Below are 23,259 nucleotides of genomic sequence, written 5' to 3' on the forward strand. Positions count from 1 at the left end.
CAACGACGCCTCGGCATGGCTTCCTCCACAACTTGAGGAAGATGATAGGATATATTCTATAGACTTTCAACGGCAAAATTTTTGGACGATTCGATCGGGGAGCGACGCAGCATGACGATAAAAACAGCGGTTGTCGTTGGGGCTGGGCAAGCAGGGGCATGGGTTGTCCAGACACTGCGTACTGAGGGGTACGACGGTCGGGTAGTGCTGATCGGGGAGGAGCCGTACCCACCTTATGAACGGCCGCCGCTATCAAAAGATGTCTTAGCGGGTAAGTTCGCCGCCGAGACAACTTACCTCATGCAGCAGCATCAATTGAACGCGTTGAATATCGATTGGTGGGCATCGGAAAGAGTCAGTCGGTTAGACATTCGGAGTAAGGCCATCGAATGTGAGAGCGGGAAATCGCTGTCGTATGACATCGCTTTTTTGGCAACCGGGGGTGTCCCGAAAACGTTGGCTTCGTTGCCCGCAGGTAATCGAGTGCACTATTTGCGTGATATCACGGACGCGCAACGATTGGGTAAGGCATTGGGGCGGGCGTCCTCTCTGCTAGTAGTCGGCGGCGGGTGGATCGGATTAGAGGTCGCGTCAACAGCAAGGCAGGCGGGCAAGACTGTGACGGTGATCGAGGCAGGTCCGAGATTGTGCGGCCGTTCCCTCCCTCCTGTGATTGCCGCTCGATTGGCGGATCTGCATCGGAAAAGCGGAGTGACATTGCACCTTGGCATAAGCGCCGAGTTCGAAGTCAGCGCAGAGAACGTTTCCGCGCATCTACCGGATGGGTCTGTTCTAACAGCTGATATCGCTGTAGTTGGCATCGGTATGTCGCCCAGGGTGGATCTGGCGGCAGCGGCTGGTTTGCAGCTTGACAACGGCGTGGTTGTTGATGACCAGGGGCGTACTAGCGATCCGTCGGTATTCGCAGTGGGAGACGTCGCCAGTTTCCCTGGAGAAAATGGCGGGCCACGCATTCGATTCGAGTCCTGGGCAAACGCGCAGAATTCCGCCATCGTTGCGGCTCGGGCCGCTCTTGGCTTGCCAGATCGCTATAACGAAATTCCATGGTTCTGGTCGGATCAATTCGGCGTGAATATTCAAGTTCTTGGCATCGTGCCTGACAATGTCGAACCGGTTGTCAGAGACTATGGGTCGGGAAAATGCAGCCTGTTCTTTCTAAAGGAAAGACACCTTTGCTCGCTTGTTGCCATTAACAGCGGGCGGGATGTCAAGTTGGCAAAGCGCTGGATGGTATCGCGGGTACCGTTGGAGGCAGAGGTCCTGGAGGACGTGTCGCTAAACCTGCAGAAGATCTCTAGATGATTGATACTTCCAGTACAGACCTTGACAAAGACGCGCCAGCACTGATGAGTTCCGTGTCAGCTGCCTTGCGGTTATTGAAGGCGTTCGGTGAGGAGACTGAGCTGGGGACCACTGCACTCTCGCAGCGCCTTGGTTTGTCGAAGAGCACCGTCCACCGCTTAGCCAACTCGTTGAAAGCAGAGGGCTTCTTAGAGCAAAACACAGAAACCAAGCGTTATCGGTTAGGGCTTCAGTTCTATTCTCTTGGTGCGCTCGCTAGAGGTCGGATGAAGTTGGTTGATCTTGCAATGCCGCTACTTCAGTCATTAAGAGACTCGTCGCAGGAAGCAGTCGCACTGGTGGTGCTTGACGGTAGCTACACTGTAGTCGTCGCGAACGTAGAAAGCACGCATGCTGTTCAGTTCAAGTTCACAGATGGCGAAAGAAAGTCGGCTAACGGTACATGCGCAGGAAGATTGCTCTTAAGAATGAGTGCCAAAGGCTGCAACACGCGGACTTTCAAAGAGACAGTCAAGGATGCCGCGCATTATGACCAGGGGCTTGATGGTCAAGGAATGCGTAGCGCAGCTGCGTTGGTGTTTGGTGCTAATGGTGAGGTCGTCGCAGCGATCGTCCTTGCTGGTCCTGCAGCGCGTTTCACGGGTAGAGTCTTGGCGAAGTTTAGGCCTTCTCTACTTGATGCGGCCAGATATCTATCGTCTTTGTTGGGCGCAGTTATGTAGCTCAGTCGTCTCTCGATTCTCTTTCGGGAGCCCAGATGCGCACGCAATCAACGAGTAACTGTTTGCGGCGCTCCAGCGCTTTGGTTAGGCTTTTGCCAGCAAAACACTAGGAAAGGACGCGGACCGTACCATCCATCTCATTTTGTATTGCGAAAAATAGAAGGCCTCGAGCCCAAGAAGCCTTCGAAATACGAAACCCGCATCGTCGCTGGCCATGCGGGTTTTTTCTTCCTATGCCGACCATAAGGTGAATAAAACGAGCGTCGGCTCCCTTGAAATGCTGTAGATACACATCGTTTCAGCGGACTGTCAGCCAGGACAGCTAGCATGCAGCCCAGTGCGTACGCACTTCTGCACTGGAGGCCATGTTGAGTAAGAAAAAGCCAGGCGCCTGGGCGGCGCTGGGGGTGGCTGCGGCCATCGTCGCCGCCTACGCCTACGCGCAGCAACCCGATACCGGGGCATCTGCCGCGCCCGCCGCCCAAGCCGCGGACACCACGATGATCGAACGCGGCGCCCGCCTTGCGGCCGTTGGCGATTGCATGGCCTGTCACACGGCCAAGGGGGGCGAGCCCTACGCGGGCGGTCTGCCCATCCATACGCCATTCGGCACCATCTATAGCACCAATATCACGCCCGATGCAGAGACCGGTATCGGCAAATGGTCGCTGGAGGACTTCAAGCGCGCGATGCGCGAAGGCGTTTCGCGCGACGGGCACAAGCTGTACCCGGCCTTCCCGTATCCGCGTTTCACCAAGACGACCGACGAGGATATCGCGGCCTTGTACGCCTACATGATGGCGCGTACGCCCGTGAAGCAGGCCGCCCCCGAGAACGACCTGATGTTCCCGCTGAATTTCCGGCCGCTGATGACGGCGTGGAACCTGTTGTTCCTGGATGAGGGCGAACTTCCCCCGCCGGACACTCCGCAATCGGACGAGTGGCTGCGCGGCCGTTATCTGGTCGAAGGCCTCGGCCACTGCGCCTCCTGTCATACGCCCATGAACATGTTCGGCGCCGAGAAAAGCAGCGCCGCCTATGCGGGCAGCGTGATCGACGGCTGGACCGCGCCGGCGCTGACCGAGCTGGGGCAGGCGCCCAAGCCCTGGACCGCCGAGCAGCTGGTGTCCTACCTGCGCACCGGCCTGGCCACCGAGCACGGCGCCGCTGCGGGTCCCATGCTGCCCGTCACCCAGAACCTGGCCGACGCCGATCCGGCCGACGTCCAGGCGATGGCGACATATCTGCTGTCGTTGCAAAAGCCGGCTGCGAACCAGCCTGCGGCGGCCGCCCCGGCCAATGCCGATACGGCCAGTATCACGCGCGGTGCAGCGCTGTTCGCCGCGTCCTGCGCCGGGTGCCATAGCGCCAGCGCCCCCATGAGCGAGATCGGCCAGCGTCCTTTGCTGGCGCTGGGTTCTTCCGTCAACGGCAGCAGCGCGCGCAATGCCATCAATATGGTCCTCTGGGGCAACTCCTGGCAGGGCTCGTCTTCCGCCCACTACATGCCTCCGTTCTCTGCGGTATTGACCGACGATCAGGTCGCGGACGTTCTTGCCTACGTCCGGCAGGAATACGCCAAGAAACCGGCCTGGCAGGATTTGCCGGGCATGGTCGCCAACGTTCGCAAAGAGGCACAGCCGCAATGATTACGCTCAACGTCAATGGGGTCGATCATGAACTGGACATCGACCCGTCCATGCCGCTGCTCTATGCGCTGCGCAACCATCTTCAGCTCAATGCCGCCAAGTACGGTTGCGGCGTGGGGCAGTGCGGGGCATGTACCGTCATGCTGGACAAGGAAGCGGTGTTCTCCTGTCTGGTACCGGTGTCGGCTGTCGGCAAGCGCGCCGTACGCACGGTCGAGGGTCTCGGGACAGCCGAAAATCCGGGGCCGCTGCAGCAGGCGTTTATCGAAGAACAGGCAGCCCAGTGCGGCTACTGCATCGCCGGCATGATCATGCGCGCCCAGGCGCTGCTCGATCGCCGTCCCGACGCCAGCGAAGAAGAGATCCGCGAGCATATGCAGCCCAATCTGTGCCGGTGCGGCACGCAAACCCGCATCCTGGCGGCCATCGTGCAGGCCTCCAAGAGCATGACGGCGTCCGCGCAGGGAGGCGGCAAATGAACCAGCGCGATCCGCACCACCTCCTGGAAAACGCCGGCCGCCGCCGTTTCCTCGCGGCCGGCTCGGTCACGGTCAGCTTTTCGCTCCTGCCCGGCGCGCTACTGGCGGCAACCAAGCAGGCCGCCACCGAATCGGCCCAGCCCATCGGCACCGATGCTGCGGCCGCGAGCCGGCCGGGCAACCTCAAGGGCACGCCCATGCTCGATGCCTGGATCCGCATCGACGAGCAGGGCCGGATCACCGTGTTCACCGGCAAGGTCGAACTCGGCACCGGCATCAAGACCGGCTTTATCCAGATCGCGGCTGAAGAGCTCGCGGTCAAGCCGGAAGCCATCACCATGATCACGGCCGATACTGAGCGTACGCCCAACGAGGGCTATACGGCGGGCAGCCACTCCACGTCCGACAGCGGTACGGCGATCTTGCACGCCGCCGCCCAGGTGCGTGCCCTGCTGGTGGCCGAGGCGGCTACCAAGCTGGGTGTGGACGCCGCCACGCTGAAAGTGGCCGATGGCTTCATCAGCGCGCCGGATGGCCGCAAGATGAGCTACGGCGAGGCCGTGAGCGGCGTGAACCTGCACCAGGAAGCCCAGTCGAGCTCGCCGCTGACCGATCCCAAGAACTACAAGGTCATCGGTCAGCCCATGCGGCGGGTGGATATCCCGGGCAAGGTGACCGGCGCTGCCAGCTACGTGCAGGACCTGCGCCTGCCCGGCATGGCGCACGGCCGGGTGGTGCGTCCGCCCTCGTATGGCGCCAAGCTGCTCAAGGTCGACAGCGCTGCGGTCGAAAAAATGCCGGGCGTGATCAAGGTCGTGCGCGACGGCAACTATCTCGCCGTGGTAGCCGAGGACGAATGGCAAGCCATCGTTGCGATGCGCGCCCTGGCCGCAGCGGCCGCCTGGGAGGAAACCGCCGTACTGCCTGCGCCCGACAAGGTCTACGACACGCTGCTCAAGCTGCCGGCGCAGGAAGTCCACTCGGGCCAGCGCACGGGCGCCGCCGCGCCCGCCGCGCGCACGCTTCAAGCGCGTTTCACCAAGCCCTATCTGGCGCATGCTTCCATCGGGCCTTCGTGTGCCGTGGCTCATCTGGACCAGGACAAGATGACGGTGTGGACCCATGCCCAGGGTGTGTATCCGTTGCGAGGCGGCTTGGCAGAACTCCTGAGCATGCCCGCGGACAGGATCCACTGCATCCATGTGGAAGGGTCAGGTTGTTATGGCCATAACTCCGCCGACGACGTCGCCGCGGACGCGGTGTTGATGGCGCGGGCTGTGCCTGGCCGGCCGGTGCGCGTGCAACTGATGCGCGAGCAGGAGTTCACCTGGGAGCCCTTCGGCCCGGCCATGGTGACCGAGGTCAAGGCCGCGCTCGACGAGAACAACACGGTGGTCGACTGGCAGTACGAAATCTGGAGCAATTCGCACAACCAGCGCATCGAGAATGCCGGCCGCCTGATGCCTGCCCAGCATCTGGCCACGCCGTTCACGCCGGCGCCGCCCAAGCCGATTCCCATGCCCGAGGGCGGGGCGGACCGCAACAGCCTGCCGCTCTACAACTTCGCCAATTTCAACGTCCAGCTCCACTTCCTGCCCGATATGCCGATCCGGCAATCGGCGCACCGTGGCCTGGGTGCGTTCATGAACGTCTTCTCGATCGAGACGTTCATGGATGAACTGGCCCACGCGGCCGGCGTCGACCCGGTCGAGTTCCGCCTCAAGCACCTCGACGACCCGCGTGCGCGCGACGTGATCCAGCTGACCGCGGAGAAGTTCGGCTGGGGCCCCAAGCGCCCGCGCCAGCGCAACAAGGGGGTGGGCTTCGCGTTCGCCAAGTACAAGAACCTGATGACCTATCTGGCCATGGCGGTGGAGATCACCCTGACGCCGGAGACCGGCGGCATACGCATAGACCGCGTGGTGGCCGCGGGCGACTGCGGCCAGATCGTCAATCCCGACGGCGTGCGCAACCAGCTCGAAGGAGGCATTCTGCAGGCGGCCAGCTGGGCGCTGTTCGAGGAGGTACGCCACGACGAGAGGCGTATTCGCAGCTTCGACTGGAGCACCTACCCGATCATGCGTTTCTCGGAAGTGCCGCGCAACGTCGAGGTCCACCTGATCAACCGTCCCGGCGAGCGTTTCCTGGGCACGGGCGAGGCCACACAAGGGCCGACCCCGGCCGCGCTGGGCAATGCCATTTTCGATGCCACGGGTCGGCGCCTGCGCAGCTTGCCTTTGGCGGCAGGCGGCAGGCTGCGGGAGTTCAGGAGTACTTGAAGGTTGCCGGGGCAACTCGGCGCGTTCAAGGCAAGGGGGCACGCTGGGACGACAAGCGAACGAAAGTCCCGGCGTGACCAGGCGACAAAATGCCGGGCACCCGCGCGAGGCGGCATGCCCGGCAGCCCGCAACCCGCAACCCGCAACCCGTTCAGTCCGGGTTCTTCGCCCCCAGCCTGACGGCGAGGAAGATCGTGTACAGCGCGGCCAGCCCCACGAGCCCGTAAACGATGCGCGCGCCCACGGTGCCGGCGCCGAATATCGACGCGACCAGATCGACCCCGACCGCGGCGATGAGACCCCAGTTCAGGCCCCCGATGATCACGAGGACCAGCGCGATCCAATCCACCGGATTCAAATGCGCGGATACCCTTGTTCGTTCGTTGTACGGCGACGTCTCCACTGTGCTCATATCGTGCTCCCTGAATGTAATGCGGCTAGCCTGCCTGGGCAGCCGGGGTGCCCGGGCACCCGGTGTATCCTGAGCACGTTTCATTCCCGCAATGGAGATTACGGACGCCAGACCCCGATGTGCGGAGCGCTGGCGGCGTCGATCAAGGCCGGGCCGACGCATTCAATGAGGTGAGGCGAGGCCGCGAACACGTCCCGGCACGACAGTTCGGCGTCGCGCTGCTCGGGGCGTTTACCCCGAAATACGCGGAGCCGGACGGCATCGATGCCGTACACCACGCGCCGGATGTTGGACCAGAAGATCGCGCCTGCGCACATGACGCAGGGCTCGGCCGACGAATAGATCGTCGCCCGGGCAAGGGTCTCGCGGTCTACCTGCGGCGATACTTGGCGTAGCGCCATCATTTCGGCATGGCCGGTGCAGTCGCCGGTTTCAGTGCCGTTGCACCAGGCCTCGGCCAGCACCTCGCCATTGTCGGAGACTACGACCGCGCCAAAAGGGCGGTTGCCCCGTTCACGGCCCGTGCGCGACCACGCGATGGCGCGCATCAGGTAGGTGCCATCGCGCTCGTCCAGCGCGACTTCCCCCGGCAGGGCGGATGCCGCGCTGCTTTCGGCGACCTGCAGGGGCGGAGCGGTGACGCCCGCGGGAAGGTCTTGGGCGCCGATCCGAAAGACATTGTCCTCGGGATCGGCCAGCACGGCCTGCCACTGGCCGTAGTAGGTAGGGTAGGGGCCCTGGATCACATGGCCGCCGAGTTCGGTTACGCGTGCGGCGAGCCGGTCCACCTCGGCGTGGTCCTGGAGCATGAAGGTGGGGTAGCCGGTCAGGGGTTGCGGCGACGGCGCGGCAGGAGCACGCTGGCGCAGGCCCAGCAGGTCATAGGCCGGTTGCGCGTGGAATCCGAACTGGAAGTGTTCGGTTTCCACGGCCCGGAAGATGGCGGAACGGCTGTGTACCGATTCGGGCAGGCCCAGCAATTCCTGGTAGAAGCGCAACTGGGCCTCGATGTCGCGGCAGAAAAAGTTGAACAGCAATTTCATGCGGCGGCCTCGGCGCTGCGGTGTTTCAGCCCATAGGTCTTGGCGTACATTTCCTTGAGATGCTCGCCGGCGGTGCAGGGATGGAACTTCGGCGTTTCTCCGGGCGGCACCGTGCCGGGCACGGCCCCGATGCGCGCCAGGAAGTCTGGCTCGTAGAAGAACGGAATCGAGTAGCGAGGCGCGCCGGCCGAGTACAGGTTGCGCACGCGGTGGGGGTTGGAGTGATACAAGCCGTTGGTCCAGCGGGGAATCATGTCGCCCAGATTGACGACGAATGTATCCGGTATGGGGGTGGCAGGCACCCAGCTGCCGTCCGGCATCTGCACCTCCAGGCCGCCGTGTCCGTCCTGGGCGAGCACGGTAATGGCGCCCCAGTCGGTATGCGCGCCGGCACCGAAGGTGCGCTCGTCCGCTTCGCGGGGGTGAGCGGGATAGCGCACCATGCGCAGTGTGACCATGGGTTCGCGGCAGGAGGCGTCGAAGTAGTCCTCGGGCAGGTCTAGCGATAGCGCCAGCAACTGCATGAGCCGCAGCGACAGCTTGTTCAGCGCGTCGATATAGGCTTGGCTCTGCGTGCGGGCCTCAGGCAGTTCTTCCGGCCATTGGCTCGGACCGTAGGTCTGGTAGCCGGCCACTACGTACGGGTGGTCCGCCGGCCAATCCATGCCGCAATAGAAGCTTTCCTTCAGGTCGGGCTGCGCGTGTTCGTCCAGGGTCTGGGCGCCCAGCGCTTCAAAGCCGCGCATGATGGGAGAGTGGCGGATGGATAGCGCCTCACGCCGGGCCAGGGGCAGGTCCATCAGCCGGCGCGCCGTGTCGAACTGGCGAGCTACCAGGTCCGGCGGCACGCCATGGTTACGCACATAGAAGAAGCCGGCGCTCATCGCAGCGGCGCGTATCTGCCGCGCCACGTCGATGCGGCGCGGACCGCCGGGAGCCAAGGCGCCGGCGAGATCGATGACGGGTATGCTCATGGGCAAATCTCAGGCCTTGAGCCGGCGATCGGCAGGTGCCGGCAGGAACCGGTCGGTCCAGAATTGGTCGAGCGTGAGCGAACTCTTCAGGCCGAAGGCCGATACGGTTTCGTCGATGGTGGCCTGCAGGCGCGCCGGCGTCGCGGCGCCCCAGCCGTTGGCCATGGTGTCGGCCGTTCTCATCGTGCCGTCCACAATGAGCTGGAGCCGTTCCAACTCCAGTTGCTGGTCGGCCAGCGGCTCACGGGCCTTGACGGCGGCGGCGCCGGCTTTCGGGTCGGCGATGCAGTCGATCCAGCCGCGCGTGCTGGCCTTGATGAATGCAGCCATGGCCTCCGGTGCGCGCGTCATGCTCAGGGGATTGGCAACGATGCCGTTGCCGTAGGACTTCAGGCCGAGCTCCGAGAAACGGAACACGGTGAGCCGTTCCGGCCCCATGCCGCGGGCCTTGAGATTGAGCAGGCCGGTGAAGTAGAAGTAGGCGGCCGCATCGAAGTCGCCTTTGACGAAGCGCGTGTCGCCGATGTCCGGCGTGACGTTCTCCCATTTCACACCGCTGGGATCGAAACCCTGGGCCTTGGCGAATACCGGGAACAGTTTGCGCGAGGCATTGAAGGGCTGCCCCAGGATGGACTTGCCGGCAAGGTCCGAAGGTTGCTTGATGGGCCCGTCCTTGCGGACGATGACGGCGTTGGGGTTCAAGTCGTACTGGATGGCGACCGCCTTGAGGGCGGCCTGCGGGTTGCCGACGTTGAATTCGATCATCGTCGACAGGTCGGCCGAGGCAACGTCGTAGGCGCCGCCTGCTACCAGGCTGATGGCCGCGGCCGAACCGTTGCCGGTGTCGATGGTGACGTCCAGGCCCGCGTCCCTGTAATAGCCGCGCTGCTGCGCGAGCAGGAAGCCCGCGCCCGAGGCTTCGATTTTCCAGCCCAGGTTCAGCTTGAACTTGTGTAGCGAGCCCTGGGCCCGGACAAAAGGAGTAGCGGCGAACAGGGTAGCGGCGCCGGCGGCGCGCAGCAGGGAACGGCGTTGCATGTAGAGCTCTCCGTACGAGTCGGCAAAACTGATCCTGCACGGCGGATGGACCGCGCTGGATAACAGCAGGCGGCCGATCCCGTGCAGCCATTGCGATGCACATTTAGAACTGCAAGAGCAATTTCCGGGCGGCCGGGGAGGCCGCTGAACGCTTCTACCCTTCGCTCGCTGCTGCAAGCAGGTTCCATGCCATTCGAAAGCCCGTAGGAGGCCGGTCCGTCTTCGCCTGTTTTCCGCACCATTGCGCGGCATGGCGGCAGCGGGCTAGGCGAGGTGGCAGCCCCCGGTGCACCGGTTGGGTGCCCGGGGACAGGGAGGCATGGAGGGACTGCGTCATGGCCGTACGCCGCCTCGGCGCACGGTGGCTCCGCCCTAGCCGGCGGCGGCTTCGAGCAGGATTTGGGCTATCCGGTCGGGCATGTCCAGCATGACGTCGTGACCGCATGCCAGCTTGTACGCTTTCCAGCCGGGATCGTTCTTCGCTTTCTCGTAAGAAGCGTCGAACGCGTCGCGCGCATACTGCTCGCCGCGCACATAGACCTTTGTCTTCACGCGTTCACGGGCACCGGTAATGGTCAGCGTCTCGGTGAACGTCCGGATAGGCTGTGGCGTGCATTTGGCGTCCACCATGGCGCGGTCCTTCTCGTTCACCGCGAATACTTGCGCGGGTGGAGCGGGAAGAGAGACCGTGCCGCGGGCCTGCGAGGCCAGGACGTTATCCCGGCTGGCCGGAGAAAGATCGATGATCCTCTCCCCGGTTTCGGGCATGAAGGCATCGAGGAACACGATGGACCCGATCTTCGGCAGCATGGCCTCGGCAACACCCGAGATGACGGCGCCGCCATAGGAGTGGCCGCACAGGACGATGTCGTCGAGATCCTCCCACTTCATGAGGTTCACCACGTCGTCGACGTGCGTCTGCAGCGTGATGGCGGGGCTCATGAGGTGAGAGCGGTCCGCCAGGCCGGTCAGCGTAGGCGCGTAGACCTTGTGGCCCGCGGCGGCCAGTCGTTCGGCGACGCGCTGGTAGCACCAGGCGCCATGCCAGGCACCGTGGACCAGTACGAAGGTACGCTTGGCGGAAGCGGCGTCGGCAGCGGCCGGGATCAAGGCGGACGCAGATAGGGAGAGCGTGCCCCCGATCATGGCGCGCAAGGCAGTACGGCGGTTCGTGGAAAGTCTAGCTGTCTTGGACATCCTTGCTCCTTGTTGCGAGGAGCAGGAATATTCCCAATTAATAGCTTTGTTAGCAAGATTTCTTTTAAATTGAAAGCCGCCATCGCGCTCAGGCTGCGTCGGGCAGTCCTACAACGATGGCGGCTGTGCGAGGCGGTCCCGCCGGCGATGTCCGCACAGTTCCGCCCGGCCGGCGTTATGCCGGTGCCATCCCCATCAGTTCTTCCTTGCGGGCTGACATCATTTCCGCGGCTTCCCGCAGGTCTATTTTCTTTGCCACGATCTTGGGGAACATTTCTTCTTCCTCTTCTTTGACGTGGTGGTTGATGTACTCGCAGAGAACCGTGACCTTTGCGTCGTACATGTCGTCGCCCGGCTTCATCGACTGGATCTGTGCGATGAGGTCCTTGGCGCTGGCGTGTTCGACGACGGCTTCGTCCAGCATGTCGGAAAAGGGCTGGCCGCCTTCGCGCCGGACGAGAGGATAGAAAACCTCTTCTTCCAGCATCGTATGAATGGTCAGTTCCTTACAGACCGTTTGCGCGATGTCTGCTTTTTCGCGGTCCGAGCTGGCTTCCTTGAATTGCTTGAACAATTTCTTGACGTTGCGATGGTCGTCGAGAAGCAAACTCAAGGCGGCTTTTTGCGCCGTCGGGATGGTCGATTTGTTCATGGGAATCTCCAAAGTGCCCTCTTGCCGAGGTGTCGCTTGTTCAGCAAGCGGTGTGCCCGCAGGCACCGGGATTCCTTCGTACTGCCATGCCACCGACCGGATCGCCGGGCTGGCGTCCGGGCGAGGCGGAACAGGTTCGGGAGACTTTCGCCCCCGCCGTTACTCGCCAGGTGCGACCTTCGGGTGCAGCCGCAACGCGGGCTGGGGACTCTGGCGCATCGTTCGCATGTCGGCGACGTTCTCGATGCCTTCGTCCTTGACCCGCTGCAAAAAGCTCACCCGCTCTCGGTAGTACTCGGCATATATCAGCGCATCGCGAACCCGCTGCTCCGCGCGATAAAGCGCCAGACGCGCCTCGTACAGTGCCTTCTCCGCCTCCTTTTCCGGCGTCGGAGCGTGGCTAAGTGCCCACCTACGAAGCCACTCGAGCATCGTGTCCTCCAATTGGGGATAAGGTTGGCAAAGCTTAATACACCCAGTTCGCAAGACGCCGATTTTGCGGGTCGTGTAGTCCTTTTTTATATGTAACGCTTTCTCTTTGCAAAGCAGTATCAACCCCAATACCTGGCGGTATACCGGCGGGCGCAGCCGGGCGGGCGGTTACAACACGTAGGAATAGTGTTGCGGACAGGCGAATCGCCCCCGCCGTTTTACTCGGCGGGGGCGACCGACACGCCGCTGACCTGGTGGCGGCGGAGCGCCTCGGCGACGAAGCCGTTTGCCTTCATGTCTTCGACGAAGGCTCGGAGGTGAGCAATGGCTTCAGGCGGGCGTCCCTTAGGAATTCCCATCGCCTGGCGGATCTCCATGAATCGCCCGGGAAGCAGGCGCAGACCGCCGAGCCGGGCGGCATCTGCCTCCAGTTGTTGTTTTACTCCCGCGGCGACGTCCGCCCCTTCGGCAAGGAAAACCTCGACGACGGCAGGCGAGGTGGGTGCCCGGACGATGGTGGCGCGGGACAAGGTCCGTGAAAGAAACAAGTCATAGGCGCTGCCTTTGCCGACCACCACGGTGGTGCTGTCGCGGTCGACCTGCTCCATGGCCGTGAGCGGCGAGTCGTCTCGGACCAGGTAGTAGCCTTCGATGATGACGTAGGGAGCGGTGAACGCGATGCCCGCTCCCCGCTCCGGATCGACGGCGAAGAACCCGATGTCTGCCTCGCCTTGTGTGACGGTTTCCACCGAAGCGCCGGCGCTCTTGAGCACTTTCAGTTCGAGCGGCACTCCCAGGCGTTTCGCCAGCGCATCCGCGAGGTCGACGGATACCCCTTGCGCAGCCCCGGTTGCGGGGTCGGAGTAGGCCAGGATGGGGTTGCCGACATTGATGGAGGCACGCAGCACGCCGGTAGGGGCGAGCAAGGTGCGGGCGCTGGGATCGACGGACATTGGAGGACTCCTGTGGAGGGTTGGCGGGCGGACTCTTGCCGCCACTGTACGACACTTCGCCGGCGCAGCTCCCTGCGCTCCGTGTCGCCTAAGAATGCAGCCGAAGTTTGATATGGATGTTCTTTTCCTGCGTAAAGGCCAGAAGTTCCCCCAGGCACTCTTCGCGGCCTAATCCCGACTGCTTGGCACCGCCGAAGGGGGCACCGAGGAAATGCTTGCTGACCTCGTTGATCCAGACATATCCGGCCTCGACCTGGTTCGCCACCCGGTGGGCCCGGTTCAGGTCACGGGTGTAGATCGCGCAGGTGAGCCCGTACTCGACGCCGTTGACCTCCTCCAGCATGCTTGCTTCGTCGCGCCAGCGCAATACCGATAGGACCGGGCCAAAAATCTCTTCCCGGGCGATGCGCATGTCGGCCGTCACGTCGGTGAAGATAGTAGGCTCGATGTAGAAGCCGCAGGCCAGTTCCGGAGCCGTTGGGCGGCCGCCCCCTGCGACCAGGCGGGCGCCTTCGGCGATGCCGCTCTCGATGTAGTCGAGAATGCGCTCGCATTGCCGCGCGTTGATGATGGCGCCCATGGTCGTCGCCGGGTCCGTGGGCAGGCCTGGCTTGAACGCGCGGATCTTCTGCTGAAGGTGCGACAGCACCGCGTCATGAATGTCGTCATGCAGGTAGAGGCGGCTGGTCGATCCGCAGGACTGGCCGCACCACGCGAAGTTCATGCCGGCGACGGCCGCGTCGGCCACCTCTTCGGGATCGGTGTCGGGAAAGGCGATGAGGGCGTTCTTGCCGCCCAGTTCCAACAGGACCGGTTTGAGCGTGTCGGCCGCGGCCCGCATGACGGCGCGCCCGGTACCGACGCTGCCGACCAGGCCCACCATGGCGACCTTTGCGTGCGCGGTCAAGGCGGCGCCCAGTTCCTGCCCCCCGGTCAGCAGGCTGAATACGCCCGGCGGCAACAGGTCGCCTACCAGTTCGGCAAGGCGGATCGACGAGAGGGGTGCCTGTTCGGCCGGCTTGATGATGACGGCATTGCCGGCCGCCAGCGGGGCGGCAAGTTTGCTGGCCGAGAACATGAAGGGATGGTTGAAGGCGACGATGCGGGCCACCACCCCCCAAGGCTGCCGTATGGAGAAGTTGACGGAGCCCGGACCCATGGGAATCGAGTCGCCCTTCATTTCGCTGACCAGGCCGGCAAAGAAGTCGATGCGGGCTGCCGCCACGTTGGCATCTTCGAGCATGGCGGTGACGGGGTTGCCGCTGTCCGCCGCGTCCAGCAGCGCGAGCTCATGTGCATGGGCCCGGATGATTTCCGCCATACGTTTGAGCGTCCGCGCGCGGGCCATGGGGGGCGTATCGCGCCATTGCCGGAAACCTTGGCGCGCGGCGGCTACCGCGGCGTCGACGTCTTCGGCCGTGCCCACGGCGACGTCGGCCAGCCGCCGGCCATCGCCGGGCGATACGACCTCGGCATAGCGTCCGCCCGCCGGCGCGTGCCAGGCGCCGCCATAGAACAGGTCACGGTGGGAGGGAAGAACGATGCTCGCGGCTTGCGCGTCAGGCTGGGACCTCGTCATGGTGTTTCCTTAGTGCTGAATGGGGCGCATGTATCAATGGCGGCCTTCTTTGACTTCGCGCAGCAGGCCCTTGGCCATCAAGGAGTCATAGCCCGGTACGACGCGGGCATCGATGACGCAGACCCTGCCGGACCGCACATCCGCGATCCCTCGTTCCAGGGCCTGTGCCAGCTCGGCCACGGTGCTCACGGGGCCATAGCCGACGGCGCCCTGGCAGCGGGCGATACCGGCGATGTCGATGTCGGGGTCTCCGATATGCTGGCCGATGGCCTTGTTCTCGGTGGGGCGGGAACGGGTGCGCGCCACTTTCTCCTGATGCAATTCGTCGTTGAAGTAGGCAGTGTTGTTGGCGACTACGAACAGCAGCGGAATGCGGTAGCGCGCGGCGGTCCAGATCGCGCTGACGCCCATCATGTAGTCGCCGTCGCCAATGACCGCAAGAGGCAGCCGCCCTGTACCGCGCAAGGCCAGCGCTGCGCCGACGGACATGCCGGGACCGGATCCGAGTCCGGCGCCGCCGTCCTTGCCGAGAAAGTCCAGCGGATGGCGGAAATGCCACGCATTGCCCGGCCAGCCCAGCGGGGTACGCAGCAACGAGACTCCCATGCCTTCGGTTGCTCGCCGCAAGGCATGCGACAAGGTATGCAGCGTGATTTCGGCATCGCCGGCGGGGGGCGGAGAGGGGGGACGCTCCGGAGCCGCAGCCGGAGGGCGTGCACGGCCGTCGAAGCACTGTTCTTTCGCGTCCAGCGCCAGCAGCGCATCCACCAGCATGTCCGGCTCGCACAGCAGGTGCTGGTCCAGCGGCGGGAGGGCCTGGTAGTCCATGCTCCAGCCTTTGTGGGAATACTGGTCGGGCGAGCAATGGACGACGCGCGCTTCCAGCGGCCCGGCCTGGGAGGCAACCTTGAGCGTGCCGCCCAGGTCGAGCCAGTCGAGGCTGAGGACAAGGTCCGCGTCGCGGAGGAGGGCGCCGCCCTCGTCGCCCATGAAGAAAGCCGGTGCCACAGGATGCAGCGGGTGGTCGGTCGGGAACGCTGCGGGTTGCTTGAGGTCGGTCAGTACCCGGGCCCCGAGCCGCTCGGCCAGTTCGATGCGACGTTGCCACGATTCTTCGCTGCGCGAGACACGGCCCGCGAGCAGGACCGGGCTGCGGGCCTGCGCCAAGGCATCGGCGAGGCGGCGCACGCTGGCAGGATCGGGATAGGGAGGAGCCGGCGGCGCAAACCGGCCAGGCTCCGGCAACTTGATCGAGGGATCCAGCCGGGCTTCTTGCAAGGAAACGTCGAAGCACAAGTACACCGGTCCGCGCGGCGCCGTATTGGCGATCAGGCTGCCTCGTATCATCGCCTCAGCCGCCGCTGCCAGCGAACCCGGCTGGTCATCCCATTTGGTGAAGTCGCGTACCAGCCCGCCCTGGTCGCGCGAGGTGTGGATCCAATCTATCCACGGTCGCCTTTCTGCGGCGTCCACCGGGCCGGTGGCGCCGATCACGATCATGGGAGCGCGGTCGCACCATGCGTTGAAAATGCCCATGGAGGCATGCATGAGTCCGACGTTGCTATGGACGACTGCCCCCATGGGCTTGCCGGTTACCTTGGCATAGCCGTGGGCGATCGAGACGGCGTGGTCTTCATGGAGGCACAGCAGCATCTGCGGATTCTCGTTGCCCAGGTAGTTGACCAGGCTGTCGTGCAGGCCTCGCAGGCTGGCTCCGGGATTGATGGCAAGAAAGGGCAAGTCCAGCCGGCGTATGACTTCGGCCAGGTAGTCGCTGCCCCATTGCATCTCGACGGGTCCGTCGATGACCGGTTTTTCTACGTCCATGAAAGGGTCCTGGGAGTATGGATGAGAGGAAGGGCGGGAACGGCAGGGCGGCACGCCGTCAGGGCTGGGCGTCTTTCCGTGCGGGTTGGATATAGGGTTTCCAGTGTTCGATCTCCGACTTCACGTAGCGATTGATCGCCGCGACGTCCATGTCCATGGTTTCCATGTTCTGGCGTCGCATTTCGTCGACCACGTCTGGTGCACGCAGGGCCCGACGCACTTCCGTGTTGAGGCGTTCGACGATGGCTGCGGGCAGGTTGGCCGGGCCGGACAACGAGAACCAGGTCGTGCCTGTGAGCGCGGGGTAGCCGAGCTCGGTGAAAGTCGGGACGTTATCGAAGCCCTCGACCCGCTTGGTGGAGGTGATCGCCAGGGCGCGCAGCTTGCCTGACTGGATGTATGGAGTGGTTGTGCCGAACGACATGAAGGCCGACGTGATGTGCCCCGCGAGCAGGTCCGTCATGGCGGGATTGCCGCCCTTGTAGTTGACCGGAACCATCTTGACCTTCGCAGCGGCTGCGAACGCTTCGCCTATCATGTAGCCGTGCGTACCTTGGCCGGGCGATCCCCAGCTGATGGCGCCGGGACGCGCTCGCGCCTGTTCGACGAAGCTCTTCAAGTCCTTGTAGGGCTGGTCGGGATGGGTGACCAGGACAGTGGGAGGGCCGCCCAGAAACGCGATGTGCGTGAAGTCCTTGATCGGATCATAGGTGTTCCCTTGCAGCAGCGGCGCGACGACATGGGACCCGATGCCGGAGACCACCAGGGTGTAGCCGTCGGGTTCGGCGCGTGCGACCATTTGCGACCCGATCACGCCTGCGGCTCCGGCGCGGTTCTCCACTACGAACGGCTGTTTGAACGTCTCGGACAAGTGCTTGGACACGAGCCGGCCCAGGGTGTCGGAGCCGCCGCCGGGCGCATAGGGAACGATTACACGTACCGGCTTGGTGGGCCAATCAGCGGCGGCATGCGCGGCGTTGGCGGCGGTGAGCGAAAGCAGCGACGAACTGAGCAGCGTCACACACGCAAAGCGACGATCCATGGGGTCTCCTGGTACGCAGCGCGCACGGCCCCGCTGGCGGGAGTGGGGGCTGCGTCTTTATTCGAATGTTCCTTTATAAGGAACAATGATTCTCTATACGGAATACGCAAAAAATATAGAGGCTGCGCATGAAGCGTGTCAATGCGCGGCGACCGGATACCATGCGCTTGCCGCGGCTAGTGCGTACTCCGGAAAATCGCGTCCCCGGCTTTGTAGGAGATGCGCCAGCCTTCGCTGGTCAGTTTCAACCCGTCTTGCCCTGGCGCTCCCATACCCCGTCGGGCAGCATTTGCGCGGCCAGCGCTTCGTAATCGCCCGGCGTCTCGTTGTTCATTGCTCATCCGCTACGGTGTTGGCCAGGGTGCCGATTGCGGTGATCTCGACTTCGATGCGATCGCCGTGCTTCATCCATACCTGCGGATCCCGGCGGTGCCCGACGCCGGCGGGTGTGCCTGTGGCTATCACGTCTCCGGGTATCAGTGTCGTGATTTCGGACAAGTAGGAAAGGATCAGGGGCACGGGATAGATCAGCATGTCGGTACCGGAATGCTGCATCTCGTTGCCGTTCAATCGGGACGTCAGCGTCAGCCTGGAGGGGTCGGGTATCTCGTCCGCGGTCACGATCCATGGCCCGTAGGCGCCGCTGCGGTCGAAGTTCTTGCCGGCGGTGACCGAGAATTTCTGGTAGTCACGAACGCTGCCGTCCATGAAGCAGCTATAGCCGGCAACGTACTGGAGCGCTTCGCGTTCGGGCACGAGGTGCGCGGTCTGGCCCACTACGGCCGCCAGCTCGCCTTCGAAATCGAAGCGGGTCGACACCTTGGGGCGGATGATGGGGGTTTCGTGGGGGACGATGCTCTCGTGCACGCGGATGAACACCGAAGGCCGGGGGGATACCTCCCGGCCGGTCTCTTCGGCGTGGGACTTGTAGTTCACGCCGACGCAGAACATGCGGTTGGCCGCGTCGATGGGGGCCAGCAGCGACACCTGGCCGAGTGGGTAATCCGCGGGCCGGTGGCCGGCCAGCCTGCGTACTTCGTCCAACGCCGACAGCATGGCCTGCATCGTGCCGAGATGCGGCGCATGGCGGCCGATGTCTATCACGCCGGAGTCGACGACGACGCCCGTGCTGGTCTTGCCCTGTGTCTCGAACTTGATCAGTTTCATGGGGTTCCTTGGGATAGAGCGGTTCAATCCGCCTTCGCGCCCGACGCCTTGACGACCTTGCTCCACTTGGCCACCTGCTCGTCCAGATATTTCTGGGCTTGCTGCGGCGTGCTGCCCACCGCGGTGGCGCCCAACTCGGTCAGGCGTGCCTGGATCGCCGGGTCGCGCATCGCCTCCCGCGCTTTCTCCGAAAGCTGGTCGACGATATCGGTGGGTGTGCCCTTGGGCGCGACCAATGCAAAGAAGGAGGTGGACTCGGCTTCGGGAAAGCCTTCCTCGGCCAGAGTCGGCACATCGGGCAGTTGCGGAATGCGCTGGTTCGATGTGGCCGCGAGCGCCCGCAGCTTCCCGGCGCGAATTTGCGGGATGACGTTGGGCGTGTTGTCGAACATGACTTGGATCTGGCCGCCCATCAGGTCGGTCATGGCCGGCGCATTGCCGCGATAAGGTACGTGCAGCATGGTGGTCCCTGCCTGGCTGTTGAAAAGCTCGCCGGACAGGTGGAACGGCGACCCGCTGCCGGGAGAGCCGTAAGCCACGCCCTTAGGGTTCGCTTTCGCGTACGCAATGAATTCCTTGAGCGTCCTGGCCGGTACGGCCGCGTTCACCACCATCACGCTGGGAGACTCGGCCAGGATCGACACCGGCAAGAAATCTTTCACCGGGTCGTAATCGAGCTTGGAGAACAGGCTGGGATGGATGGCCAGCGTACTGGTGTTGCCCAGCATAAGCGTGTAGCCGTCTGGCGCTGCGTGGGCGGCATGGGATGCGCCTATGGTGCCGTTGCCGCCGGTACGGTTCTCGACAACGAAAGTCTGCTTGGTGAGCTCGGTGAGTTTCTGCGCGACGATACGTGCCACGATATCGTTGGTGGCACCTGCCGCCAGCGTGACCACGATGGTCACCGGACGGGATGGATAGTCGGACCGGGCCTGGGCGATGCCGGATGCCAGCACTGCGCTTGCGGCGATGGAAAGGATTAGTTGGCGTCTCATCCTGAACCTCCTGGTGATCGGGGTTTCTTGACTTATCGGGTGGTGGTTGCCGTGCGTTCCCATCCCAGCATGCGCATGAGCGGCGCGTCGGAAACGCGCAGCAGCACGGCATCGCTCGAGGCGTGAACGCGATGATCGTGCCAGCTCGGAATCGCGATCATGTCGCCTGGATTCCACTGGAACGAGTATTCGCCGGAAGTGGTGGTGCCGCTGCCCTGGACCACCACATAGATCTGGTTGATGGTCGTGCGCGGCCGCTCCCACTGGGCGCCGGCGATCAGGCGCACGACTACGCGATCGAAGGTGGCGAGGCGTGGCGGCCCCAGTTCCATGCATTTGATGCCGGGTGCGGCATCCTGGACGGCCGCCAGGCTCACGCTGTATTCGCTGTAGGCGAAGCGCATGCTCGACAATGGCTCGACCTCGTTTCCTTGCTCGAGCGTATCGGGATGGATCTCGAAGAAAATGGGGCCCAGGTATTCCGCCAGCGGCACATCGAGGAAGTCGATCCAGTAGGCGTCCTGCCTGCTCTGGTTGTGATGGCCGTGGTAGCACCAGTTCGGCGTCAGCAGGACGTCGCCCGGCAGCATGGGAATGCGCTTGCCGTCGACGATGGTGTAGGCTTCGGGCGACCCCTCGAGAATAAGGCGCATGGCGTTGGGGGTATGGCGGTGGCTGCGCGCGAATTCCCCCGCCTTGACCATCTGGTAGGCACCCACGATGGTACGGGTGGTGCCGTAGTCGTTGCCGGGAACCGGGTTGGCCATGATGAGATTGCGCCGCTCCGCCCGGTCGGTTCCAACGAGCCGGCCCGCGGTGTGCAAGGCCGCACGCGCGTCGACATAGCGCCAATGCGCCGGAATGAAGGGGCGCTTGGGTTCCGGGTAGAGCGAGGGGGTGGGCTTGGCCCAGCCGTTCTTCATCCGGACACCGTCCAGCATGGCGTGCAGTTCGTCCAGGCTTTGCGCGTCGTCGAAGGCCAGCACCGGTTTCAAGGTTTTAGTCATGGTGGTTCTACCCTTTTCTATCTGACGTCGAGGGTCATCTCGCCGATGTGCTCGATGGCGATCCGCACGCGGTCCCCCCGCTTGACGGGCCCCACGCCTTCCGGCGTACCGGTCGCGATGATGTCCCCGGGGTAGAGCGTGGCGACCCTGGATGCGATTTCGATCATCTCGGGTATGTCGACGATCAGGTCCCGCGTGTTGGCGTCCTGGCGCAGTTCCCCGTTGACCCATAGCCTGGCCTGGAGGTTGGCGGGATCGGGAATTTCGTCTGCGGTAACGATCCACGGTCCGAACGGGCAGAAGGTGTCGTAGGACTTGCGCATGACCCGTTCTTCGTTGCCGCGGACCACCATGTCGATCAGGCAGGCATAGCCGAACACGTGCCGATAGGCATCGGCGCGGGAGATATGCCGGCCGCCCTTGCCGATCACGATGCCTACTTCACATTCGTGATGGATCTCGCGGCCGGGCAGGTCGGGAAGGACGATGGGATCGTTCGGACCGGACAGCGACGAGTTCGCCTTCAGGAAGAACCCATTGCGGTCGGCCCGGTTGGTCGAGTTCATTTCCAGCCCGTGCTTCACGTAGTTCACCGGATAGGCCAGCAGTTTGTTGGGCCACTCGATGGGCGTTTCCAGCCGCAACTTGGACAGGTCGTCGATGGGGCGGGTCTTCGTGTGCTTCTCGATGCCGGCCATGCGCTCGTCGAAGTGTGCGATCAGTTGCACCATCTGCACGGGCGGCCACATGGACGTGGCTATCCCCAGCGCGTCGGTGACGTCATAAGAGTCGCCGCCGATGGTGACGCCGATGCGGCCTCCATTGAATCGGAAAAGTTTCATGGGATCAGCTTCCTTTGTGACCGGTTACAGTGGCGAGGAGCGCCGGCGCATCCTCGGGAATGCGGTTGCCTCGCCAGGCGACATGGCCGTCGGGGCGAACCAGGACGAAGTTCTTTTCGTACAGTGCGGCCACGTCGGCCTGGGCGATGTGGACGTGCTCGACGGGCGTGCCCGCTTGCCGGGCGGCATCGGCAAAGGCTGCGCCTTGGCCACCGTGGTCGCCGAAGCTCAGCAGCACGAACTGCCGCCCGAACAGATCCAGCGTCGACCGGCCGTCTTCCAGCCAGGCGTGGGGTGCCCGGCAGCCCGGGCGGGAGGTCGGGCGATAGTGGATCGCGTCGTTGAACTCAGCCTCTATCGCCGCCGGGTCTTCCGGCTCCGAATAGACGATGACCGGCGAGGAGGTATAGCGGTTGCCGAGGTGGATGTTCATGGAAAACCACTCCTGCTTCAGCCCTTCGGCGAGTGCACGCCCCGCCATTGCGCGCGCCTCGGCTCCTTCTGCGCTGTCATCGAACAGCTTTGCGCTGGTCGGGACCTGTTTCATGGTCTGCAGGTTCATGGTCGAGAACGCCGTGATCCGTTTGGCAATGGGCCGCCGTTCATTGTCGTAGGCATCGAACAGGGCCGGACCGCCCCAGCCTTCGAGGTGAGCCGCGAGTTTCCAAGACAGGGTGACGGCGTCGCCGATGCCTGTGTTCATGCCCAGGCCCCCCGTCGGAGAGGTCAGGTGGCAGGCATCGCCGCAGATGAACACCCGGCCTTCATGGTAGCGGTCGGCCACCAGTTCCATGCGCGCCCAGCGTAGTACCGACAGGATCTCCAGATCGAATGGCCTGCCCAGGGCGCGGTAGGCGAAGGCCTTGATCTGCTCGTCCGTGTACTCGGGGCGTTCGTGGGCATTGCCGATGATGGACATGCGCCACTGGTCGTGTCCGTTGATGGCGACGATGGTGGCCCATATGCCGTCGGGACCGACGAACATATAGCGATAGCCCGGCTTCTTGTCGTGCAGCCGGTTGAACTCCGGGCAGCGGAAGATGACGTTCGTGGTATTGGTCAGGAGCCCGCGGCCCTGCATGCCGATGCCCAATTGCGTCCGGACGACGCTGCGGGCGCCGTCGCAGCCCACCAGGAAGCGGGCGCGTACCGTTTTCTCGACACCGGCGGCAAGGTCCATGACCTTGGCGGTTACGCCTTCGCTGTCTTGCTCGAAAGAGACCAGCTCGTGCCGGTACGACAGGGTGGTCGTTGGTTGCGATGCGGCGAACTTGCACAGAATGGGATCGAACATGTTCTGCGGGCAGCGTTCGCGGTGTTGCGGGCTTTCCGGCGGCGCCTGCTCGTCGTTCATGGACGGCATGGGCTGCCGTTCGAGCTCGTAGCCGTTCAAGGTGGTCAGGTAGACGTTGTCCTGGGGATAGTCACGGTTGTAGGGGCTGGCTTCGACGTCGGCCACCAGTCCCCAGCGGCGGCAATATTCCATGGTGCGAATGCCGACCAGGTCCATTCTCGGTTGGCCGATGACCCCGTCGCCGCGTTCGACGACCAGGCATTGCCGGCCGCGCCATCCCAGGTCGCCCGCGAGGGCGAGGCCGACCGGCCCCGCGCCGACCACCAGAACTTCTGTTTGCAAATGCATATGCC

Annotated in this window: 21 protein-coding genes and 1 pseudogene; 5 read left to right on the plus strand and 17 right to left on the minus strand. The window is 63.7% G+C overall.

Annotated features, from left to right (window positions below; genetic code table 11):
• Positions 1–81: 81 nt before the first annotated feature.
• The 5 genes from QHC78_RS18120 (at position 82) to QHC78_RS18140 (ending at position 6,452) form a co-directional block, all read left to right on the plus strand.
• Entirely contained in the window at positions 82–1,323 is a 1,242-nt protein-coding gene (locus tag QHC78_RS18120) for an NAD(P)/FAD-dependent oxidoreductase (RefSeq protein ID WP_319747048.1), read from the plus strand.
• Positions 1,320–2,045 carry an IclR family transcriptional regulator gene (locus QHC78_RS18125; RefSeq protein WP_319747050.1) on the plus strand — a complete coding sequence of 242 codons (726 nt, stop codon included), beginning with the start codon at positions 1,320–1,322 and terminating at the stop codon, positions 2,043–2,045. The genes QHC78_RS18120 and QHC78_RS18125 overlap by 4 nt, the downstream gene beginning before the upstream one ends.
• A 365-nt stretch (positions 2,046–2,410) precedes the next feature.
• The gene (locus QHC78_RS18130) at positions 2,411–3,694 is read left to right on the plus strand and encodes a cytochrome c (RefSeq protein WP_319747052.1); all 1,284 of its coding nucleotides are present in this window, start codon (positions 2,411–2,413) and stop codon (positions 3,692–3,694) included.
• On the plus strand, positions 3,691–4,173 hold the full coding sequence (locus tag QHC78_RS18135; protein ID WP_319747054.1) for a (2Fe-2S)-binding protein: 483 nt from the start codon (positions 3,691–3,693) through the stop codon (positions 4,171–4,173). Before QHC78_RS18130 ends, QHC78_RS18135 begins: the two co-directional genes overlap by 4 nt.
• A complete protein-coding gene (locus tag QHC78_RS18140; protein WP_319747056.1) occupies positions 4,170–6,452 on the plus strand; it encodes a xanthine dehydrogenase family protein molybdopterin-binding subunit in 2,283 nt (760 codons plus the stop codon). Before QHC78_RS18135 ends, QHC78_RS18140 begins: the two co-directional genes overlap by 4 nt.
• A 151-nt stretch (positions 6,453–6,603) precedes the next feature.
• On the opposite strand, the gene QHC78_RS18145 is transcribed toward QHC78_RS18140, so the two are convergent.
• From QHC78_RS18145 to QHC78_RS18225, 17 genes and pseudogenes are all read right to left on the minus strand, one after another.
• Positions 6,604–6,864: a DUF378 domain-containing protein gene (locus tag QHC78_RS18145; RefSeq protein ID WP_319747058.1), complete on the minus strand. Its 261-nt coding sequence runs from the start codon at positions 6,862–6,864 to the stop codon at positions 6,604–6,606.
• A gap of 98 nt (positions 6,865–6,962) precedes the next feature.
• Positions 6,963–7,490 carry a nucleoside deaminase gene (locus tag QHC78_RS18150; protein WP_413816489.1) on the minus strand — a complete coding sequence of 176 codons (528 nt, stop codon included), beginning with the start codon at positions 7,488–7,490 and terminating at the stop codon, positions 6,963–6,965.
• A gap of 51 nt (positions 7,491–7,541) precedes the next feature.
• A pseudogene (locus tag QHC78_RS18155) lies at positions 7,542–7,907 on the minus strand (VOC family protein); the annotation flags it as partial.
• Positions 7,904–8,881, minus strand: a complete 978-nt coding sequence (locus QHC78_RS18160) for an isopenicillin N synthase family dioxygenase (RefSeq protein ID WP_319747060.1) — start codon at positions 8,879–8,881, stop codon at positions 7,904–7,906. The gene QHC78_RS18160 and the pseudogene QHC78_RS18155, both read right to left, overlap by 4 nt.
• Before the next feature lie 9 nt (positions 8,882–8,890).
• The gene (locus QHC78_RS18165) at positions 8,891–9,919 is read right to left on the minus strand and encodes an ABC transporter substrate-binding protein (RefSeq protein ID WP_319747062.1); all 1,029 of its coding nucleotides are present in this window, start codon (positions 9,917–9,919) and stop codon (positions 8,891–8,893) included.
• Between the two features lie 372 nt (positions 9,920–10,291).
• Complete coding sequence (locus QHC78_RS18170; protein WP_319747064.1) at positions 10,292–11,116, minus strand: alpha/beta fold hydrolase; 825 nt, start codon at positions 11,114–11,116, stop codon at positions 10,292–10,294.
• A gap of 175 nt (positions 11,117–11,291) precedes the next feature.
• On the minus strand, positions 11,292–11,768 hold the full coding sequence (locus QHC78_RS18175; RefSeq protein ID WP_319747066.1) for a hemerythrin domain-containing protein: 477 nt from the start codon (positions 11,766–11,768) through the stop codon (positions 11,292–11,294).
• 159 nt (positions 11,769–11,927) lie between these two features.
• Positions 11,928–12,200, minus strand: coding sequence for a hypothetical protein (locus QHC78_RS18180; RefSeq protein ID WP_319747068.1), 273 nt, complete (start codon positions 12,198–12,200; stop codon positions 11,928–11,930).
• A gap of 218 nt (positions 12,201–12,418) precedes the next feature.
• Positions 12,419–13,153 (minus strand): ABC transporter substrate-binding protein, encoded by a 735-nt coding sequence (locus QHC78_RS18185; RefSeq protein ID WP_319747070.1) that lies wholly within the window; start codon positions 13,151–13,153, stop codon positions 12,419–12,421.
• Between the two features lie 88 nt (positions 13,154–13,241).
• Complete coding sequence (locus QHC78_RS18190; protein ID WP_319747072.1) at positions 13,242–14,732, minus strand: aldehyde dehydrogenase family protein; 1,491 nt, start codon at positions 14,730–14,732, stop codon at positions 13,242–13,244.
• A 33-nt stretch (positions 14,733–14,765) separates the two neighbouring features.
• Positions 14,766–16,559 (minus strand): thiamine pyrophosphate-binding protein, encoded by a 1,794-nt coding sequence (locus QHC78_RS18195; protein WP_319747074.1) that lies wholly within the window; start codon positions 16,557–16,559, stop codon positions 14,766–14,768.
• A gap of 58 nt (positions 16,560–16,617) precedes the next feature.
• Positions 16,618–17,601, minus strand: coding sequence for a tripartite tricarboxylate transporter substrate binding protein (locus QHC78_RS18200; RefSeq protein WP_319747076.1), 984 nt, complete (start codon positions 17,599–17,601; stop codon positions 16,618–16,620).
• A gap of 330 nt (positions 17,602–17,931) precedes the next feature.
• Positions 17,932–18,768: a fumarylacetoacetate hydrolase family protein gene (locus QHC78_RS18205; protein ID WP_319747078.1), complete on the minus strand. Its 837-nt coding sequence runs from the start codon at positions 18,766–18,768 to the stop codon at positions 17,932–17,934.
• 23 nt (positions 18,769–18,791) lie between these two features.
• The gene (locus QHC78_RS18210; protein WP_319747080.1) at positions 18,792–19,763 is read right to left on the minus strand and encodes a Bug family tripartite tricarboxylate transporter substrate binding protein; all 972 of its coding nucleotides are present in this window, start codon (positions 19,761–19,763) and stop codon (positions 18,792–18,794) included.
• A 32-nt stretch (positions 19,764–19,795) separates the two neighbouring features.
• Complete coding sequence (locus tag QHC78_RS18215) at positions 19,796–20,770, minus strand: cupin domain-containing protein (RefSeq protein ID WP_319747082.1); 975 nt, start codon at positions 20,768–20,770, stop codon at positions 19,796–19,798.
• Between the two features lie 17 nt (positions 20,771–20,787).
• Positions 20,788–21,612 (minus strand): fumarylacetoacetate hydrolase family protein, encoded by an 825-nt coding sequence (locus tag QHC78_RS18220; protein WP_319747084.1) that lies wholly within the window; start codon positions 21,610–21,612, stop codon positions 20,788–20,790.
• A gap of 4 nt (positions 21,613–21,616) precedes the next feature.
• Positions 21,617–23,248, minus strand: coding sequence for an FAD-dependent oxidoreductase (locus QHC78_RS18225; protein WP_319747086.1), 1,632 nt, complete (start codon positions 23,246–23,248; stop codon positions 21,617–21,619).
• Positions 23,249–23,259: the final 11 nt, after the last annotated feature.

Source organism: Pigmentiphaga sp., assembly GCF_033795525.1.
Classification (GTDB): domain Bacteria; phylum Pseudomonadota; class Gammaproteobacteria; order Burkholderiales; family Burkholderiaceae_B; genus Pigmentiphaga.

Excerpts from the sequence above, each read along its gene's own strand:
- QHC78_RS18180 (WP_319747068.1), bottom strand. The coding sequence starts at position 12,200 with ATGCTCGAGTGGCTTCGTAGGTGGGCACTTAGCCACGCTCCGACGCCG.
- QHC78_RS18160 (WP_319747060.1), bottom strand. The coding sequence starts at position 8,881 with ATGAGCATACCCGTCATCGATCTCGCCGGCGCCTTGGCTCCCGGCGGT.
- QHC78_RS18200 (WP_319747076.1), bottom strand. The coding sequence starts at position 17,601 with ATGGATCGTCGCTTTGCGTGTGTGACGCTGCTCAGTTCGTCGCTGCTT.
- QHC78_RS18175 (WP_319747066.1), bottom strand. The coding sequence starts at position 11,768 with ATGAACAAATCGACCATCCCGACGGCGCAAAAAGCCGCCTTGAGTTTG.
- QHC78_RS18140 (WP_319747056.1), top strand. The coding sequence starts at position 4,170 with ATGAACCAGCGCGATCCGCACCACCTCCTGGAAAACGCCGGCCGCCGC.
- QHC78_RS18205 (WP_319747078.1), bottom strand. The coding sequence starts at position 18,768 with ATGAAACTGATCAAGTTCGAGACACAGGGCAAGACCAGCACGGGCGTC.
- QHC78_RS18195 (WP_319747074.1), bottom strand. The coding sequence starts at position 16,559 with ATGGACGTAGAAAAACCGGTCATCGACGGACCCGTCGAGATGCAATGG.
- QHC78_RS18145 (WP_319747058.1), bottom strand. The coding sequence starts at position 6,864 with ATGAGCACAGTGGAGACGTCGCCGTACAACGAACGAACAAGGGTATCC.
- QHC78_RS18210 (WP_319747080.1), bottom strand. The coding sequence starts at position 19,763 with ATGAGACGCCAACTAATCCTTTCCATCGCCGCAAGCGCAGTGCTGGCA.
- QHC78_RS18215 (WP_319747082.1), bottom strand. The coding sequence starts at position 20,770 with ATGACTAAAACCTTGAAACCGGTGCTGGCCTTCGACGACGCGCAAAGC.
- QHC78_RS18170 (WP_319747064.1), bottom strand. The coding sequence starts at position 11,116 with ATGTCCAAGACAGCTAGACTTTCCACGAACCGCCGTACTGCCTTGCGC.
- QHC78_RS18220 (WP_319747084.1), bottom strand. The coding sequence starts at position 21,612 with ATGAAACTTTTCCGATTCAATGGAGGCCGCATCGGCGTCACCATCGGC.
- QHC78_RS18165 (WP_319747062.1), bottom strand. The coding sequence starts at position 9,919 with ATGCAACGCCGTTCCCTGCTGCGCGCCGCCGGCGCCGCTACCCTGTTC.
- QHC78_RS18130 (WP_319747052.1), top strand. The coding sequence starts at position 2,411 with ATGTTGAGTAAGAAAAAGCCAGGCGCCTGGGCGGCGCTGGGGGTGGCT.
- QHC78_RS18125 (WP_319747050.1), top strand. The coding sequence starts at position 1,320 with ATGATTGATACTTCCAGTACAGACCTTGACAAAGACGCGCCAGCACTG.
- QHC78_RS18135 (WP_319747054.1), top strand. The coding sequence starts at position 3,691 with ATGATTACGCTCAACGTCAATGGGGTCGATCATGAACTGGACATCGAC.
- QHC78_RS18185 (WP_319747070.1), bottom strand. The coding sequence starts at position 13,153 with ATGTCCGTCGATCCCAGCGCCCGCACCTTGCTCGCCCCTACCGGCGTG.
- QHC78_RS18190 (WP_319747072.1), bottom strand. The coding sequence starts at position 14,732 with ATGACGAGGTCCCAGCCTGACGCGCAAGCCGCGAGCATCGTTCTTCCC.